The following is a 14,963-nucleotide window of genomic DNA, read 5'->3' as shown; positions in this document are numbered from 1 at the left end:
AAAAAAAACACCACTACAACGGCAGTGGTGTTTGCTCTTTCATCATCAAAAACCATTATATTTACCAGCATAAGGATCATTTGGGAAATGCAAGGATCAGTTTCGGAAGAAACAGCACAGGCGCTCTTGAAATCACAGATGCTAATGATTATTACCCATTTGGGATGAATCACTTGAGAACCGGAAATTCTTTCTTTGGAAAGGGTGTTTATCAAAACTACAAGTACAACGGCAAAGAACTTCAAGAGACCGGAATGTATGATTACGGAGCGAGATTTTATATGCCGGATATTGGAAGATGGGGCGTCGTAGATCCTTTGGCGGAAAAACACAGAAGGCACAGTCCCTATAATTATGCAGTTAACAATCCTATAATGTTTATTGACCCTGATGGTAGAGATATTAGATTTGGTGATAATATTTATTCGTATGAAAAAAATCGAGATTACAGTAAAATTAAAAACGAATTTGATAGAAACACTTACGAAGCATTAGATTATTTATATTCTACCGGTGCACTTAATGTTACTATTGGTGAAGGTAAAGGAGCTAAAACTGTTAATATTATGGATGAAATGATTAATGATAAGAAGAATACTTTTACAATTTCAGAACAAGCAAAAAGCGGTGAAAAAAATGAATATGATCCAAATACAAAGTCAGTCAAGTTCAATCCAAAAGAAGCTGTAAGGTTTAGAAAAGATGGTACAAAATCAACATTAGAAACAGGAAATGTCGGATATAACAGTCCGTCTTCTAGACTTGGTCATGAAATTATTCATGGATATAATCATCTTTTTGATTCAAAATATGGTGAAAGAAGAAGAAATGATTATTCTACAAAATCTGAAAAATCAATATTTACACCAGATGGAGCAAACCTTAGGTTTAAAAATGAAGAAGAAGAATTCACAACTACAAACTTAGGCAATCAAATGAACCAAAAATTAAATGAAGATAAAAGAACTAATTATGGCATAATACCTTATCCTGTAGGGAGTGTGACATCTGTAAAAGAAATTAAACCACCAACAACACCAACACCATGATAAAAATAAGATATTTTTTACTAATACTTTTAATTGTTACATCATGTGCAAATCAAAAAGTTGTTATGTATTATTATAATGGATTGAATATAAATAATAATAGTACTTGGGGATCTTCTCTGCAAATTTTCTTTATGGAGAATCGCGATATGATGAGAATGCCAGTAAGAGATAAAAATTTGAAAAATGAAATTTCAATAATTAAAGGAAAAATCATCTCCAAAAATAGTATTATTGTTCCTGATGATGGTAATTATACATTTGCATTTATAAGTAAAAAAGACACATTATTTGCAGATGATCAACTTGAATTTTGGAGGTATAAAGATAAAGGGATTTCATATAAGTTGAATGATTCTTCAAAAAACATCATACTGAAGCATTATAAGCTGAATCCTAACCAACAATAATATATCTTAGCAATCAATACAAGTACAATGGAAAGGAATTACAGGAGACAGAGATGTATGATTATGGAGCGAGATTTTACATGCCGGATATTGGAAGATGGGGTGTTGTTGATCCATTGGCGGAGAAGATGAGTCGTCATAGTCCATATAATTATGCTTTTAATAATCCAATAAGGTTTATTGATCCTGATGGACGGCAGGCGGAAGATAAGATTAAGATATTTAATAATGGTAACATAGAAAGAACAAAAGACAATAATCCTTATGACACCATAACAAATGAAGATGAGTCTAAGTCTATCCAAATTGCCCGTACAAATGTGACAGAAAAGAATCCTACAGGAGATTCACAGATAGGAGAAGCTAATAATATTAATATGAACACTCCAGGACAAATAGGTGAAACAGGAAGTGATAAATATACTTATTTACAAAATACAAAATGATAATGCAGCTAAACAATTTTTTGAATTTGCGGCTGAAAATACTGGAGTAGAATTTACAAGAGATACTTTTTCTTTTTCAGATGGTTTCTCTTCTAATATTATAGGTACAAGTTACTTGGCTAATGTTAGTGTTAGTGCTTACAAAATGATTGGAGATAGAAACTTAACTGGAGGAAGTGGATTTCATATAATTGGAAATGCAGAGTCTGTTGTTAATGATCACTCTCATCCAATGGGACAAAATCTAGCACCAGGAGGATTTGAATCTAGGTTTGATAAGAAAACTGGAGCAATTTCTTTTAGGAGGATTGTAACAGGTAGTGATGTCGAAGATGCCACTTTCTCAGCCAGAAATCCTATATATAAATCTACAAATGTCTATAGTACCTGGAAATGGCCAACACCAGGGAAGGGGTATATAAACTACAATGAAAAAACAGCGACATACACTGGTAATATTAGAAAATAAGAAAATGGAAAACAAAATAAAATTAATTTTTACAAGTATCTGTATGATGATATTATTTTCTTGTAAAAGTCAAAATAATACATCTGTAATGCAATTTATTAAAACCTATATTGATGATAGCAAAAATAATCCTGCCATTAATGATAGAGAAAATATTTTAATAGTAGGATCAAAAAAAGAAGAGAAAGATTATTGGGTTTATGTTTATTTGATAAATCCAAAGTATATGTCAGGCTTTAAATACACAAATGTTTATTTACTAGATAAATATAAGACAATAGTTGATGAATCCTTAGATAAATCCTTTTTGGAATCTATATTTAAAAAATTAAAAAAACTACCATTTCAAGACTTTAACCTGGCTAAGTATCCATATAATTATAATCCCAATATGTGGAGAATTGTTTTTAATAACGAAAATGAAGTTATACTCATATCACCTCAAGAAAAAGCAGAAACTATAAAAAATATTTTAGAAAAGAAAGGTGTTAAATTTTCAAAAGACTACGAAGAGTAAAACTATAAAACATAATATTAGAGACTACCTCAAAGGTAGTCTCTAATTATAATAAGCTATAAGAAATATAAATACCAAGGACAAAAGCTACAAGAGACGGGTTTTTATTCATTTAAGTGGAGAAATTACATACCGGATGTGGGAAGGTTCTTTAATATAGATCCACTTTCTGAAAAATATGCTTATCAATCTCATCATAATTTTGCTGAAAATAGAGTTATTGATGGTCGAGAATTAGAGGGACTGGAATGGGTTAAGAGTACCACACTAAATTATAATGGAACAAAAACATACACATTAAGTGCTACTATTAACCTTGTGAATAGATCGCAAAATTTAACTCCAGAAGGTGTAGAGGCATTTAAAACGAATTTTGTTTCTCATATGAAAGAATCATTTGGTGGGACTATGAATAATGGAGATAAAATAGAGGTAGGGAATATAATTTTACAGATAAAGGACCTTATACAATTGCATTAACAGATCGAATTTCGACTGAACAGTCAAGCACTGAACTCGATAATGGTTCCGAAATTAAAGGTTACACTTTCGGAGAAAATGGAAATAGTCAAGCTAATTATTATGGAAACTGTTGTATCTGGAAAAATGACACCTGCATATGCTACTCATGAAGTTGGGCATTCTTTGGGATTAAAACATAAAGACGACGAAAATAATACTATTAATAGATCTGAAATAAAGACATCTAATTTAATGTCAAGACCACAATGGGAAATATCCAAGCAGACAATATCAGAACAAAAACAAATAATAATTCAAAATATTCCAGATGAAAAAAATAAGAATTAGCATTTTTATTACGCTTTTACTATTGTTATTTAACTGTAGTACTAATAACGTAAGATATACATATATTCCCGAAAATAAAAAGTCTTCTACATTTTTGGGAGAAAAAATATTATTATATCTATGTAATGAAAAAGGAATAAAAAAAGATATTACCCTAATTACAAATGATGGAATTTTAATTTATTCAAATCATGGTGAATTGAAAAAAAAATCTCAATATATAGAATTAAATTTTCCTCAAAATACAGAATATATTATTATCAAATATAATGGAAAAAGAAATCGTTTAAAAGTTAATACAAGTTACAAATATTTATATTTTGAGTTTGTTGGGGAAAATCTTATAGAGATTGTTTATTCAGATGAAAAACCAGCCTTCACTTAAAGCATAAAAAAACAAGCTGGTGCGAGCTAGAAGCTCGCACCATATAAACAATCAGCCCTTATAATAAGTAAGGGCTGATTAATGTAGATGTATTACTGACACAAGCGAAACGTATGTGGCAGCAACAAGTTAGAGTGTAAGGGTATCGTTTTATAAAGGGGCTGGTGGAACTGCTGTAATTGACCGTACAACGAATTATTATCCTTTTGGACTGGAGTTTAATGAGAGTATAGTCCCGGTAAATTCAATTAGCCAAAATTATAGACTTTCCACACAGGGACAGGAAAAACAGGAAGATACCAAGTGGAGCTCTTTTAAATGGCGAAATTATGACCCAACCTTTGCAAGGTTCTTTAATGTAGATCCATTGGCAGAGAGTTACCCCACATGGTCAAACTATGCTTTTAGTGGAAACAGAGTTGTAGATGCAAGAGAACTTGAAGGATTAGAGCCATATGTGCTTTTTAAAACCAGAGAGAGCAGCTGCAAATTTTGGACAACAATATAATGGAAAATCTATAATTAATAAACGAGAATATGCAGCATTGATTTATTCATTTAAAGTTGATGGAAAAGGGTATTATGCATATAATAAACCTGTACAAGGAGAGAGTCACGGTGTACCAGAGGGAGTTAGTTACAAAGCTCCAAGAGGATCCAAAGCAGTAGGTTGGATCCATAGTCATGGAAATGATGATTATGGTAGCACAGGAAATTATAATGATCAGCATTTTTCTAGTGATGATAAAGGATATTCAAAAGCTCTAAAATTGGATGGTTTTCTTGTTACACCTGAGGGTTCCCTAAAGCAATATAATTTAAACTCTGATACAGAAAAAACATTAAGAACAGATATGCCAAGTGATCTGAATAATGAAACTCCGCGAAAAAATACTATAGACCCAATATTAGATCCGACTCCTTCTTTGGGAGACTATAGACCAAAACCTAAACCGTTTTCTAATTTTGTGCCTATTCCAAATAATCCCACTAAACCTACTTTAGATGGGGGATTAAAATCTATAGAAGATAAAAAGAGAAGAGAAGAATTCAAGCCTAGTATTAACGACTATAAAGATTATTGATTATGAAAGATTATATGTTTTTAGCCTTTGCTGTTCTTATTTCTTGTAATAAGAATGATAATAGAGGTGGTAATACAAAAAGTAAAGAAACTGATATTAAAAAGGAAGTGATCTCCATTGCAGAAAAAAAAATGGATAGAAGTCTACGGAAAATCAGTTGAAAAACAAAAACCTTTTGCTGTCGAAAAAAAAAAATGACAGTATTTGGATAGTTCACGGAACATTTCCTAAGCCAACAATAGGAGGAGTTGCTTATGCAGAAGTCAATATAAAAACAAAAAAAGTGGTTAAATACACTCATGGGGAATAACTCTATTATCAACCTGTACCTTGGGCTATTATACCCCCGTAAGTTGGCGCGAACTTTTAGCTCATACAATATAAACAATCAGCCCTTATAATAAGTAAGGGCTGGATTAAATGTAGATGTATTATTGACACGAGCGAAAAGCCTGCGGTAACAACGAGTTAGGAAATGCAAGGCTGTTTTTTTACAAAGGAGCTAATGGAGTTGCTGAAATTGATCGCGTAACCCATTATTACCCTTTCGGCCTAGAGTTTAATGAAAATATAGTTTCTGTAAATTCAATAACAAAGAACTACAGGTATTCTACTCAAGGACAGGAAAAGCAGGAGGTTACCAAGTGGAGTTCTTTTAAATGGCGAAATTATGACCCTTCGTTTGCAAGGTTCTTTAATGTTGATCCTCTGGCTGAGAAATATCCAACATGGTCTACTTACGTTTTTAGTGGGAACAGGGTGGTTGATGCAAGAGAGTTAGAAGGATTAGAACCTGTGGATTTTAGAAAAAATGATGGATTTAAAAATTTGGTTGTTGTAGCACAGGGATGGTCGGGAGATACTAAAAAAGGATATACACAGGCTCAAAATCGTGGAGATGGCTCTGTTGATAAAAATGGTTTGGGAGCATTAAACCAATTGAATAGTAAAAATACACGAGTAGTAATTTTTGACTCGTCACGAAATGAAAATACAAAGAATGACATAAATGCAACTATTTCAAGTTTTAATAAAAATCATCCTGATGGTACAGTTGCAGCAGTTGGACATAGTTTAGGGGGTGATAATCTTGTAGAAAAAGTTAATGAAAATAAAGATTTAAAGGTTGATTTACTTGTTACATTAGATATAATGGATGTCTATTCCGATACAAAAATCCCCTCTAATGTATCAAAGGCAGTGAATTACTATCAGACAAAAGATATGTATGGAGGTGAAGAAGTAAAGAGAACAAGCGATAATAAGACTACTAAAGTGGTGAATGTTCTTGCTCCAAACTCTGATCATAAAAGTATTGACAATGATTTACATAAAAAAGTTACTGAGGTTGTAAAAAGAGAATTAATACCTGAAAAAAAATGAAACGAATCCCACAAATAATTTTTATTATCTCTACTCTGTTTATAGTAGATTTTCTATTTTTCCCTTATTTTGATGTTTTAGAATTAATTCCTTTGGTAATAATCTTACTGGCAATTAATTTTTATTTGATTTACAGATACAATAATAATAAAGTTATAAGTTATATTCTGAATGGATTACTACTTATTCTTCTAATAATTTGCTTTGCATTTGGAGCAATATTAAGGCAGGATTGGAACTTTATAGGATAAAAACAATGAAATTACCTCGCTCCCCCCGCTCCCGCACGATTGTATCGTGTGGTGGATAACATAAAAACCCTTGCGAAATGCAGGGGTTTTGTATTAACAATAATTTTTCAATAAATTTTTTTGAAGAATATAAAATGAATAACTGATTAAGCAGTATTCTTTCCCACAGCTGGTGTAATCGTCTTGTTCGTACCATGTAACAACCAGCCCTTACAAAAAGTAAGGGCTGGTTAAATTTTAAAATCGAAATATTTATAAGGAGTTCTGTATCTATAGTTTTTTAACATGAAAAATAAGCGTAGATTTATGATTGGCACAAGCGTGACGCTTGCGCCAGCGAGGGGGGAAAAGAAGTTTTTGCAATTTCTACGGAATATAAAAAATCTCAAGAAGGTGTTGGAGGGTATATGGCTTGGAAAATATTAAATAATAAAAGTATGAAGATGACTGAGTTTACACATTTACATCCAGGGAGGAACACTTGTTCCATCAGGTTTTAATGGCCATTGATCACCAACAGAAGGAGATAGAGGAAATAAAATACTTTTTGAAAATGACTTTTATAAGAATAGAACTCCTGATAATTTTAATATAGTTGTACCAAATTCATAAAAAACAATAATTTATGATTCTTCCAAATTTGAAGTTAAATAGATTTATTATAGTATTTTCATTAATATTTTTTTCTTGTAATAAAGATAATACTGTTAATAATACAATAATAAATGAGGCAACACAAGTTATTAAAAATACTTCGCATTTAAAAAGTAGCAATGTAGCATATTTATATAATGATATTAGAGATAATGATTCCATAATAGGAATTACTTATGGATTACCTGTCTATGAAAAAGACAGGTATTATATGAAAAAAATTAATAATAAAGTTTTATTAATTGAAAAAAATATTTACAATCGTTTTTTCAAGAATGAAGATTTAAAATTTTGTAACGATCCTAGTTATTTTAGAAGTAAAGATTACTTTCCTAATATTGGAGAACCATATTTTGTTAATATTTTTATAAAAAATGGTAAAGTACGAAAAATTGAAAGGCAAAATATTCCTGAAAAGTAACAATGAATTTGATTATTAAAGCCACTAATCATGATGGCTTTAATAATTACAAGTACAATGGGAAGGAATTACAGACAGAATCTGGAATGTATGATTATGGTGCGAGGATGTATATGCCGGATATTGGTAGATGGGGAGTTGTGGTTCCGTTGGTTGAGAAGATGAGAATATACAGTCCGTATAATTATGCATTTAATAATCCAATTAGGTTTATTGATCCGGATGGAATGCAAGCAGAAGATAAGATTAAGATATTTAATAATGGTACTATAGAAAGAACAAAAGACAATAATACTGTGATACTATTACAAACGAAGATGAGTCTAAGTCTATCCAGATTGCCCGTACAAATGTGACAGAAAAGAATCCTACAGGAGATTCCCCGCTCCCGCACGATTGTATCGTGTGGTGGATAACATAAAACCCCTTGCAAGTGCAGGGGCTTTGTATTAAGGATATATTTTCAATAAATATTTTGAAAAATATAAAATGAATAACTGATTAAGCAGTATTCTTTCCCACAGCTGGTGTAATCGTCTTGTTCGTACCATATAAACAACAAACCCTTACAAAAAAGTAAGGGCTTGTTAAATTTTAAAATCGAAATATTTATAGAGAGTTCTGTATCTATAGTTTTTTAACATGAAAAATAGATGTAGATTTATGATTGGCACAAGCGTGACGCTTGCGCCAGCGAGGCGGAACGCTTGGTGTTGGATTAGGAATAGCAGCTGCACCTAAAACGATATTTAAACTTGCAACAGATAATAATGCATTTTATAACATTTATCAAGACTATAAAACATCTAATAAAGGAGTGACTAATAACCAAAAAAAATAATGAGATACAAAATTATAAGTTTTACTTTTCTTACGTTTTTAATTTCTTGTAAAGACGTAAATAATTTTTCATCTGGCAGTTATCCCTATGCAGAGACTTTTGAAATAAAATTACCAAAGGATAGAGTAATATATAAAATAGATAGTATCAAAATAAATAAAGGATTAATAGTTCCTTCATTCAAATGGGCAGGAAAGGAAACTTTATTAAGAGATAAGAACCTAAAAAATGGATACTTTGTTTTTTATATTTTCCTTAAAGAAAGAAATCAAATCATGTATTGTTATGCAAAAGATGATGGTACTGATAAAACAGTAATAGGTCTTATTAGTATTCAAAATGGATTGTCTTTAGGTAATTGGCAAGATGTTAATCGTGATTTATCGGAAGATGAAAATGAAGACATAAAAATAATTTTTAGAGAAAAAATAGTATCTAAAATTAGATAAATCCTAGATTATCATTCCTCGCTGGCGCAAGCGTCACGCTTGTGTCCAAATAAGAAATATAGATGTATGACCCCCGCTCCCGCACGATTGTATCGTGTGGTGGATAACATATAAACCCTTGCAAATGCAGGGGTTTTGTATTAACAATATATTTTCAATAAATTTTTTTGAAAAATATAAAATGAATAACTGATTAAGCAGTATTCTTTCCCACAGCTGGTGTAATCGTCTCGTTCGTACCATATAACAACAAACCCTTACAAAAAAGTAAGGGCTTGTTAAATTTTAAAATCGAAATATTTATAGAGAGTTCTGTATCTATAGTTTTTTAAGATGAAAAATAAATGTAGATTTATGATTGGCACAAGCGTGACGCTTGCGCCAGCGAGGGGAAATGCTCATCTCCTACACGGTAAAGGGTGTGGTACATAAAAGTAATCTTATATCCCACTATCTGAATAAACGCAAAAGAACACCGTATCAATTCAAAAACTCCGGCCCTTTCAGCTTCACACAATACTCACTTCCCAGATACTGAGGGTTGCCATGCTTTTCAGACCAGAATCCGTCCAGTATATCTTTGCTCAGGCAGCGGTATACGGCTACTCCTTTGTATATCTGGTGTTCATCATCTTCATAATTGAAGTTAAGCACTAGGATCTGATCTTTATAGAATCCGGTTCCGTTTTGAATGTGGTCGCCAATGATCCATTGAGCAACGATACGGTTATTTTCATCAACAGATAAGATTAATATACCGTCATAGGTAGGCTGGTCAGATTCTACCTGATTACTACCTTTAATGGAATACGTTCCCGCCAGATCATGTACCGTCATTGATTTATTTTTATGCGCTGCAAATTTAGAAAATCTTATTCTCATAACCTAGATGTATCACAACAGGCATGCTCTTGGACTTACCTCACTCATTGCATCATCAATCACTTCCAGCTCTTTCTTCCGGCTTGTCACTTTATTCATGCTTTCTTTTTCCGGAATCTAAATTAAACTCTATTTTTGTCACAAATTAATTATAGATGATTCCTTTTCTTTTGATCGCTAACCTTATTACCTTTGGAGTCTTCGGGTTTGATAAGTGGCAGGCCAAAAAACAGCAATGGCGGATTTCTGAAAATACCCTTCTGGGACTTTCACTCATAGGAGCATTGGGTGCTGCTTCCGGAATGATCCTCTTCAACCATAAAGTTTCCAAAAAATCTTTTCTTGTCAAATTTATAATCGTGGTCTTAATTGATCTTGTCCTGCTTTACAGGCTCATAAGACATTAATGCTCTCCGTTTTTTAATATCTTAACCTTTTTTTAGCAATCTGTAACAGGTGGCCGGCATTATATTTTCATTCTGTCAGGCAACACCAAAAATATAATATTATGTCAAAAAAGATTGCAATTCTGGCCACTAACGGCTTTGAGGAAAGTGAGCTTCAGTCGCCCAAAGAATACCTGGAACAACAGGGGTGGACGGCCCACATAGTAAGTCCGGAATCCGGAACCATAAAGTCCTGGGCAGAAAAAGACTGGGGAAAAGAATATCCTGTAGACAGGCCCCTGGATCAGGCTTCAGCTTCTGATTATGATGCACTCGTACTTCCGGGAGGCGTTATCAACCCGGATCAGTTAAGGACCAATGATCAGGCTTTATCATTTGTGAAAGATTTCTTTATACAGAACAAACCTGTGGCAGCGATCTGTCACGGACCTCAGCTTTTGATCAATGCAGAGGTTGTCAATGGAAGAAATATGACTTCAGTGAATTCCATCAGTAAAGACCTCATCAATGCCGGAGCCCATTGGGTAGACCGGGAAGTGGTTGTGGATAACGGATTGGTAACAAGCAGGACCCCAAAAGACCTTCCGGCTTTTAATGCCAAAATGGTAGAAGAATTCAAAGAAGGAGAACACAGCGGGCAGGGAGTATAAATAATAATAGGAAGCCTGGATGTAACCGTCCGGGCTTCTGCTTTTAAAAAATTGATAATGAATACTCTGTATTTCTGCAGGAATTTTACCGGCATAATGGTGGAAAAGGGGAGTAAAGGTGCTTTCTGTTCTACATTTAGAATGGTCTTTTAAACCGGATTGATATAAAATTCTCATTATGAAATTGTTAAATATTGCATAAACTTTTTAATTAATTCATTTAAAATCACTATTTTTGCACCCGTAAAAATCCTATATGCAAAACATTAGAAATATTGCGATTATCGCACACGTTGACCACGGTAAGACCACATTGGTTGACAAGATCATCCACGCAACCAACATTTTCAGAGAAAATCAGGAGAGTGGAGAATTAATTATGGATAACAATGATCTTGAAAGAGAAAGAGGGATCACCATCTTATCCAAGAATATTTCTGTTACTTATAAAGACACAAAAATTAACGTAATTGATACCCCTGGTCACGCCGATTTCGGAGGAGAAGTAGAAAGAGTATTGAAAATGGCTGACGGGGTGATCTTGTTGGTGGATGCGTTCGAAGGACCAATGCCACAGACAAGGTTCGTACTTCAGAAAGCTTTGGAATTAGGCCTTAGACCATTAGTGGTAATCAACAAAGTAGATAAACCAAACTGCCGTCCGGACGAAGTTCACGATCAGGTATTTGATTTATTCTTCAACCTTGAAGCTACTGAAGAACAATTGGATTTCCCAACATTCTACGGTTCTTCTAAACAAGGGTGGTTCAACACTTCATTAGAGCAGACTGAAGATATCTTACCATTATTAGATGGTATTTTGCAGTACGTTCCTGCGCCTACCGTTACGGAAGGAAACCTTCAGATGCAGATCACTTCCCTTGATTACTCTTCTTTCTTAGGAAGAATTGCGATCGGGAAAGTAACAAGAGGAGAGCTTAAAGAATCCCAGTGGATCGGTCTTGCTCAGGCAGACGGTAAAATAGTAAAAGGAAAAGTAAAGGAACTTTACGTTTTCGAAGGATTAGGAAAGAAAAAAGTAACTGAAGTACAGGCAGGAGATATCTGTGCCGTAGTAGGTTTCGATGCATTCCAGATCGGTGATTCATTCGTAGATCTTGAAAATCCTGAGCCATTGGAGAGAACGGCTATTGATGAGCCTACCCTGAACATGACTTTCTCTATCAACAACTCACCTTTCTTCGGTAAAGACGGTAAATATGTTACTTCTAACCACCTGAAGGAAAGATTGACAAAAGAATTGGAGAAAAACCTGGCATTAAGAGTTCAGCAGACTGATGATGCAAACACTTTCCTTGTATTCGGTAGAGGTATTCTTCACTTATCTGTTTTGATCGAAACCATGAGAAGAGAAGGATATGAAATGACCATCGGCCAGCCACAGGTAATCCTGAGAGAAATTGACGGAGTAAGCTGTGAGCCTTACGAATCTTTGGTAGTAGATGTACCTGAAGAATATGCTTCAAGAGTAATCGATTTGGCTACCCAGAGAAAAGGTGACCTTCACATCATGGAAACTAAAGGGGAAATGCAGCACATGGAATTCGAAATTCCTTCAAGAGGTCTGATCGGATTACGTTCCCAGATGCTGACGGCTACTGCCGGGGAAGCTATCATGGCACACCGTTTCACAGAATATAAGCCTTTCAAAGGAGCTATTCCGGGAAGAAACAACGGGGTACTGATCAGCAAAACTCAGGGACCTGCTACAGAATATTCAATCAACAAACTTCAGGACAGAGGTAAGTTCTTCGTGGATCCGGGTGAGGAGATCTATGCAGGGATGATCATCGGTGAGCAGAACAAACCGGGTGACCTTGTTGTCAACATCGTTGAAGCAAAACAGCTGAACAACATGCGTGCGGCAGGAAAAGACAAAGATACCGGTGTAGCACCGAAAATCTTATTCTCTCTTGAAGAATGTATGGAATACATCCAGGCTGATGAAGCGATTGAGGTAACTCCAAACTTCATCCGTATGAGAAAGAAAATTCTTTCAGAAGAAGACAGAAAAAGATTGGAAAGAGCAGCGAAAGCATAATCATTTACCATTACAATATAGAAAAGCCTCGAATTTTTCGGGGCTTTTTTTCTAGAGATCAGGAAAAAATGTTTATTTTTTCAAAAGATTATCCCAAATATTAAAAATATAAATTAAAGTAGTTTTGCGGCTATGAGAATGAATAAATTAAAACTTATCGTTTTACTGGGAGTTTTTGCATCGTACAGTACCTCATGTTCAGTTCAGAACAGTGCAACGAAAACCCCGCCAGCTAAGAATACAACAAAACCTAATACCAACCCTCCCAAACCGAAAGAACCGAAAGCAGTACCTAAGCCTGCTGCAGGGAATACGGCAGATGAAACCTTCAGAACCACACTTCCGGAAATCAAAAGAGAATTCCGGGGTGCCTGGATCGCCAGCGTAGCGAATATCAACTGGCCTTCAAGAAACAACCTTACCGTGGAAGAGCAGAAAGCAGAAGCCATCAGCATGCTCGATATGCTGAAAGACAATAACTTCAACGCTGCCATTTTCCAGATCAGGCCTTCAGCAGATGCGCTCTATACAAGTGATATTGAGCCATGGTCTTATTTCCTGACCGGGGAAACGGGAACAGCGCCTTATCCGAATTATGATCCCCTTCAGTTCTGGATTGCGGAAGCGCACAAAAGAGGGCTTGAACTTCATGTATGGCTCAACCCTTACCGTGCCCACCATACCAATGGAGGTGCTGTAAACAAGCTGTCTATGGCCAATAAACTTTCCGATATTGTTGTAAGGTTAAAAAACGGAATGTACTGGTTTGATCCTGCCAACCCAAAAACACAGGGGCATGTGTCTAACGTGGTAAAGGATATTGTAAAAAGGTACGATATAGATGCCATTCACTTCGATGATTATTTCTATCCTTATGCCACCTATAACAAAGGTGCCGATTTCCCGGATAACGCAACCTGGAATGCCTATGTAAGCAGTGGAGGAACCTTGTCAAGAGCAGACTGGAGAAGAGATAACGTTAATAAATTCGTAGAACGTATCTATAAGGAAATTCATGCAGAAAAAAATAATGTAAGATTCGGGATCAGCCCGTTCGGAATCTGGAAACCGGGTTATCCGGCAGGAGTTACAGGATCTTCACAATATGACGAACTGTATGCTGATGCCAAATTATGGCTGAATAAAGGATGGGTAGATTATTTCTCACCACAGCTATACTGGCCGATCGACTCTAAAGGGCAGGGCTTTGAAGCGCTGCTGAACTGGTGGCAGTCTGAAAATACAATGAACCGCCACCTATGGCCGGGACTTAATACCGTTGAAATCAGAGTATCAGACCGCCCGACGGAAATTAAAAATCAGATCGACATTTCAAGAAGGGTGCTGAAGAATGATGCCGGAGAAATTCACTGGAGTATTGCAGGGCTTACAAAAAATCCGGGAATGCTTCCTACGCTGAAAAATGGACCGTACAATGAAAAAGCATTAGTTCCTAAATCTCCATGGATCAAAGCCGTTCCGTTACAGACCCCAACTTTGTTTATTGCAGATAACGGCAGCTTTGCACAGACGAGCTGGAGTACAAAAAATGCAGCAGACGTTTTCCAGTGGGTGCTTTTCACTCAGTACAACGGAGTATGGCAGACAGAAATTCTGACACTGGATACGCTTTCAAAAGACATTCCTAAATTCAAGGACGGCAAAAAGCTGAATGCCATAGCGATCAAAGCCATCGACAGATTAGGAAATGAAAGTGATTACATAGCCAAGAAAATAAAATAAAAAGAGACTGAATATCATGAGTCTTTACAATTACAGAAGGGTTTAGCAT

Annotated in this window: 18 protein-coding genes and 2 pseudogenes; 19 read left to right on the top strand and 1 reads right to left on the bottom strand. The window is 34.9% G+C overall.

Annotation, left to right across the window (positions count from 1 at the left end):
• Positions 1-80 precede the first annotated feature (80 nt).
• The 15 genes and pseudogenes from BBI00_RS23530 to BBI00_RS07610 all read left to right on the top strand — a co-directional run bounded on the left by BBI00_RS23530 (position 81) and on the right by BBI00_RS07610 (position 9,170).
• Entirely contained in the window at positions 81-1,049 is a 969-nt protein-coding gene (locus BBI00_RS23530; protein ID WP_123902234.1) for an RHS repeat-associated core domain-containing protein, read from the top strand.
• Positions 1,046-1,459: a hypothetical protein gene (locus tag BBI00_RS07670; protein WP_065398213.1), complete on the top strand. Its 414-nt coding sequence runs from the start codon at positions 1,046-1,048 to the stop codon at positions 1,457-1,459. The genes BBI00_RS23530 and BBI00_RS07670 overlap by 4 nt, the downstream gene beginning before the upstream one ends.
• 14 nt (positions 1,460-1,473) lie before the next feature.
• A pseudogene (locus BBI00_RS23755) lies at positions 1,474-1,653 on the top strand (RHS repeat domain-containing protein); the annotation flags it as partial.
• Between the two features lie 205 nt (positions 1,654-1,858).
• Positions 1,859-2,374, top strand: a complete 516-nt coding sequence (locus BBI00_RS07660; protein WP_083988450.1) for a JAB-like toxin 1 domain-containing protein — start codon at positions 1,859-1,861, stop codon at positions 2,372-2,374.
• The gene (locus BBI00_RS07655) at positions 2,334-2,891 is read left to right on the top strand and encodes a hypothetical protein (RefSeq protein WP_165602501.1); all 558 of its coding nucleotides are present in this window, start codon (positions 2,334-2,336) and stop codon (positions 2,889-2,891) included. Before BBI00_RS07660 ends, BBI00_RS07655 begins: the two co-directional genes overlap by 41 nt.
• A 45-nt stretch (positions 2,892-2,936) precedes the next feature.
• The gene (locus tag BBI00_RS07650; protein ID WP_317040176.1) at positions 2,937-3,371 is read left to right on the top strand and encodes an RHS repeat-associated core domain-containing protein; all 435 of its coding nucleotides are present in this window, start codon (positions 2,937-2,939) and stop codon (positions 3,369-3,371) included.
• A 102-nt stretch (positions 3,372-3,473) separates the two neighbouring features.
• On the top strand, positions 3,474-3,701 hold the full coding sequence (locus tag BBI00_RS07645) for a hypothetical protein (protein WP_165602500.1): 228 nt from the start codon (positions 3,474-3,476) through the stop codon (positions 3,699-3,701).
• Positions 3,682-4,086: a hypothetical protein gene (locus tag BBI00_RS07640; RefSeq protein ID WP_065398207.1), complete on the top strand. Its 405-nt coding sequence runs from the start codon at positions 3,682-3,684 to the stop codon at positions 4,084-4,086. Before BBI00_RS07645 ends, BBI00_RS07640 begins: the two co-directional genes overlap by 20 nt.
• 178 nt (positions 4,087-4,264) lie before the next feature.
• Positions 4,265-4,594, top strand: coding sequence for an RHS repeat-associated core domain-containing protein (locus BBI00_RS23750; protein ID WP_083988449.1), 330 nt, complete (start codon positions 4,265-4,267; stop codon positions 4,592-4,594).
• Positions 4,542-5,171 carry a DUF4329 domain-containing protein gene (locus BBI00_RS07635; protein ID WP_065398206.1) on the top strand — a complete coding sequence of 210 codons (630 nt, stop codon included), beginning with the start codon at positions 4,542-4,544 and terminating at the stop codon, positions 5,169-5,171. Before BBI00_RS23750 ends, BBI00_RS07635 begins: the two co-directional genes overlap by 53 nt.
• 157 nt (positions 5,172-5,328) lie before the next feature.
• Positions 5,329-5,481 carry an NTF2 fold immunity protein gene (locus BBI00_RS23745; protein WP_083988448.1) on the top strand — a complete coding sequence of 51 codons (153 nt, stop codon included), beginning with the start codon at positions 5,329-5,331 and terminating at the stop codon, positions 5,479-5,481.
• A gap of 173 nt (positions 5,482-5,654) precedes the next feature.
• Complete coding sequence (locus tag BBI00_RS07630; RefSeq protein WP_123902230.1) at positions 5,655-6,554, top strand: RHS repeat-associated core domain-containing protein; 900 nt, start codon at positions 5,655-5,657, stop codon at positions 6,552-6,554.
• 876 nt (positions 6,555-7,430) lie between these two features.
• Complete coding sequence (locus BBI00_RS07620; protein ID WP_065398203.1) at positions 7,431-7,880, top strand: hypothetical protein; 450 nt, start codon at positions 7,431-7,433, stop codon at positions 7,878-7,880.
• Positions 7,881-7,921: 41 nt separating this feature from the next.
• Positions 7,922-8,110, top strand: a pseudogene (locus tag BBI00_RS23740) (RHS repeat domain-containing protein); the annotation flags it as partial.
• Positions 8,111-8,720: 610 nt separating this feature from the next.
• Positions 8,721-9,170, top strand: a complete 450-nt coding sequence (locus BBI00_RS07610; RefSeq protein ID WP_065398201.1) for a hypothetical protein — start codon at positions 8,721-8,723, stop codon at positions 9,168-9,170.
• Positions 9,171-9,650: 480 nt separating this feature from the next.
• On the opposite strand, the gene BBI00_RS07605 is transcribed toward BBI00_RS07610, so the two are convergent.
• Positions 9,651-10,007, bottom strand: a complete 357-nt coding sequence (locus BBI00_RS07605) for a hypothetical protein (RefSeq protein WP_065398200.1) — start codon at positions 10,005-10,007, stop codon at positions 9,651-9,653.
• A gap of 200 nt (positions 10,008-10,207) precedes the next feature.
• On the opposite strand from BBI00_RS07605, the gene BBI00_RS07600 reads away from it, so the two are divergent.
• The 4 genes from BBI00_RS07600 to BBI00_RS07585 all read left to right on the top strand — a co-directional run bounded on the left by BBI00_RS07600 (position 10,208) and on the right by BBI00_RS07585 (position 14,914).
• Positions 10,208-10,459, top strand: a complete 252-nt coding sequence (locus BBI00_RS07600; protein ID WP_065398199.1) for a DUF1294 domain-containing protein — start codon at positions 10,208-10,210, stop codon at positions 10,457-10,459.
• A 101-nt stretch (positions 10,460-10,560) separates the two neighbouring features.
• The gene (locus BBI00_RS07595) at positions 10,561-11,109 is read left to right on the top strand and encodes a type 1 glutamine amidotransferase domain-containing protein (protein ID WP_065398198.1); all 549 of its coding nucleotides are present in this window, start codon (positions 10,561-10,563) and stop codon (positions 11,107-11,109) included.
• A gap of 256 nt (positions 11,110-11,365) precedes the next feature.
• Positions 11,366-13,171 (top strand): translational GTPase TypA, encoded by a 1,806-nt coding sequence (gene typA, locus BBI00_RS07590; protein WP_065398197.1) that lies wholly within the window; start codon positions 11,366-11,368, stop codon positions 13,169-13,171.
• A gap of 132 nt (positions 13,172-13,303) precedes the next feature.
• Positions 13,304-14,914 carry a glycoside hydrolase family 10 protein gene (locus BBI00_RS07585; RefSeq protein WP_065398196.1) on the top strand — a complete coding sequence of 537 codons (1,611 nt, stop codon included), beginning with the start codon at positions 13,304-13,306 and terminating at the stop codon, positions 14,912-14,914.
• Positions 14,915-14,963: the final 49 nt, after the last annotated feature.

Origin of the sequence: Chryseobacterium arthrosphaerae (assembly GCF_001684965.1) — a bacterium.
Classification (GTDB): Bacteria; Bacteroidota; Bacteroidia; order Flavobacteriales; family Weeksellaceae; genus Chryseobacterium; species Chryseobacterium arthrosphaerae.
Note: the sequence above shows the minus strand (reverse complement) of the source record. Positions and strands in the feature narration are given on the sequence as shown.

Excerpts from the sequence above, each read along its gene's own strand:
- BBI00_RS07610 (WP_065398201.1), top strand. The coding sequence starts at position 8,721 with ATGAGATACAAAATTATAAGTTTTACTTTTCTTACGTTTTTAATTTCT.
- BBI00_RS07595 (WP_065398198.1), top strand. The coding sequence starts at position 10,561 with ATGTCAAAAAAGATTGCAATTCTGGCCACTAACGGCTTTGAGGAAAGT.
- BBI00_RS07640 (WP_065398207.1), top strand. The coding sequence starts at position 3,682 with ATGAAAAAAATAAGAATTAGCATTTTTATTACGCTTTTACTATTGTTA.
- typA (WP_065398197.1), top strand. The coding sequence starts at position 11,366 with ATGCAAAACATTAGAAATATTGCGATTATCGCACACGTTGACCACGGT.
- BBI00_RS07620 (WP_065398203.1), top strand. The coding sequence starts at position 7,431 with ATGATTCTTCCAAATTTGAAGTTAAATAGATTTATTATAGTATTTTCA.
- BBI00_RS07645 (WP_165602500.1), top strand. The coding sequence starts at position 3,474 with ATGGAAACTGTTGTATCTGGAAAAATGACACCTGCATATGCTACTCAT.
- BBI00_RS07585 (WP_065398196.1), top strand. The coding sequence starts at position 13,304 with ATGAGAATGAATAAATTAAAACTTATCGTTTTACTGGGAGTTTTTGCA.
- BBI00_RS07655 (WP_165602501.1), top strand. The coding sequence starts at position 2,334 with ATGAAAAAACAGCGACATACACTGGTAATATTAGAAAATAAGAAAATG.
- BBI00_RS07605 (WP_065398200.1), bottom strand. The coding sequence starts at position 10,007 with ATGACGGTACATGATCTGGCGGGAACGTATTCCATTAAAGGTAGTAAT.
- BBI00_RS07600 (WP_065398199.1), top strand. The coding sequence starts at position 10,208 with ATGATTCCTTTTCTTTTGATCGCTAACCTTATTACCTTTGGAGTCTTC.
- BBI00_RS07670 (WP_065398213.1), top strand. The coding sequence starts at position 1,046 with ATGATAAAAATAAGATATTTTTTACTAATACTTTTAATTGTTACATCA.
- BBI00_RS07635 (WP_065398206.1), top strand. The coding sequence starts at position 4,542 with ATGTGCTTTTTAAAACCAGAGAGAGCAGCTGCAAATTTTGGACAACAA.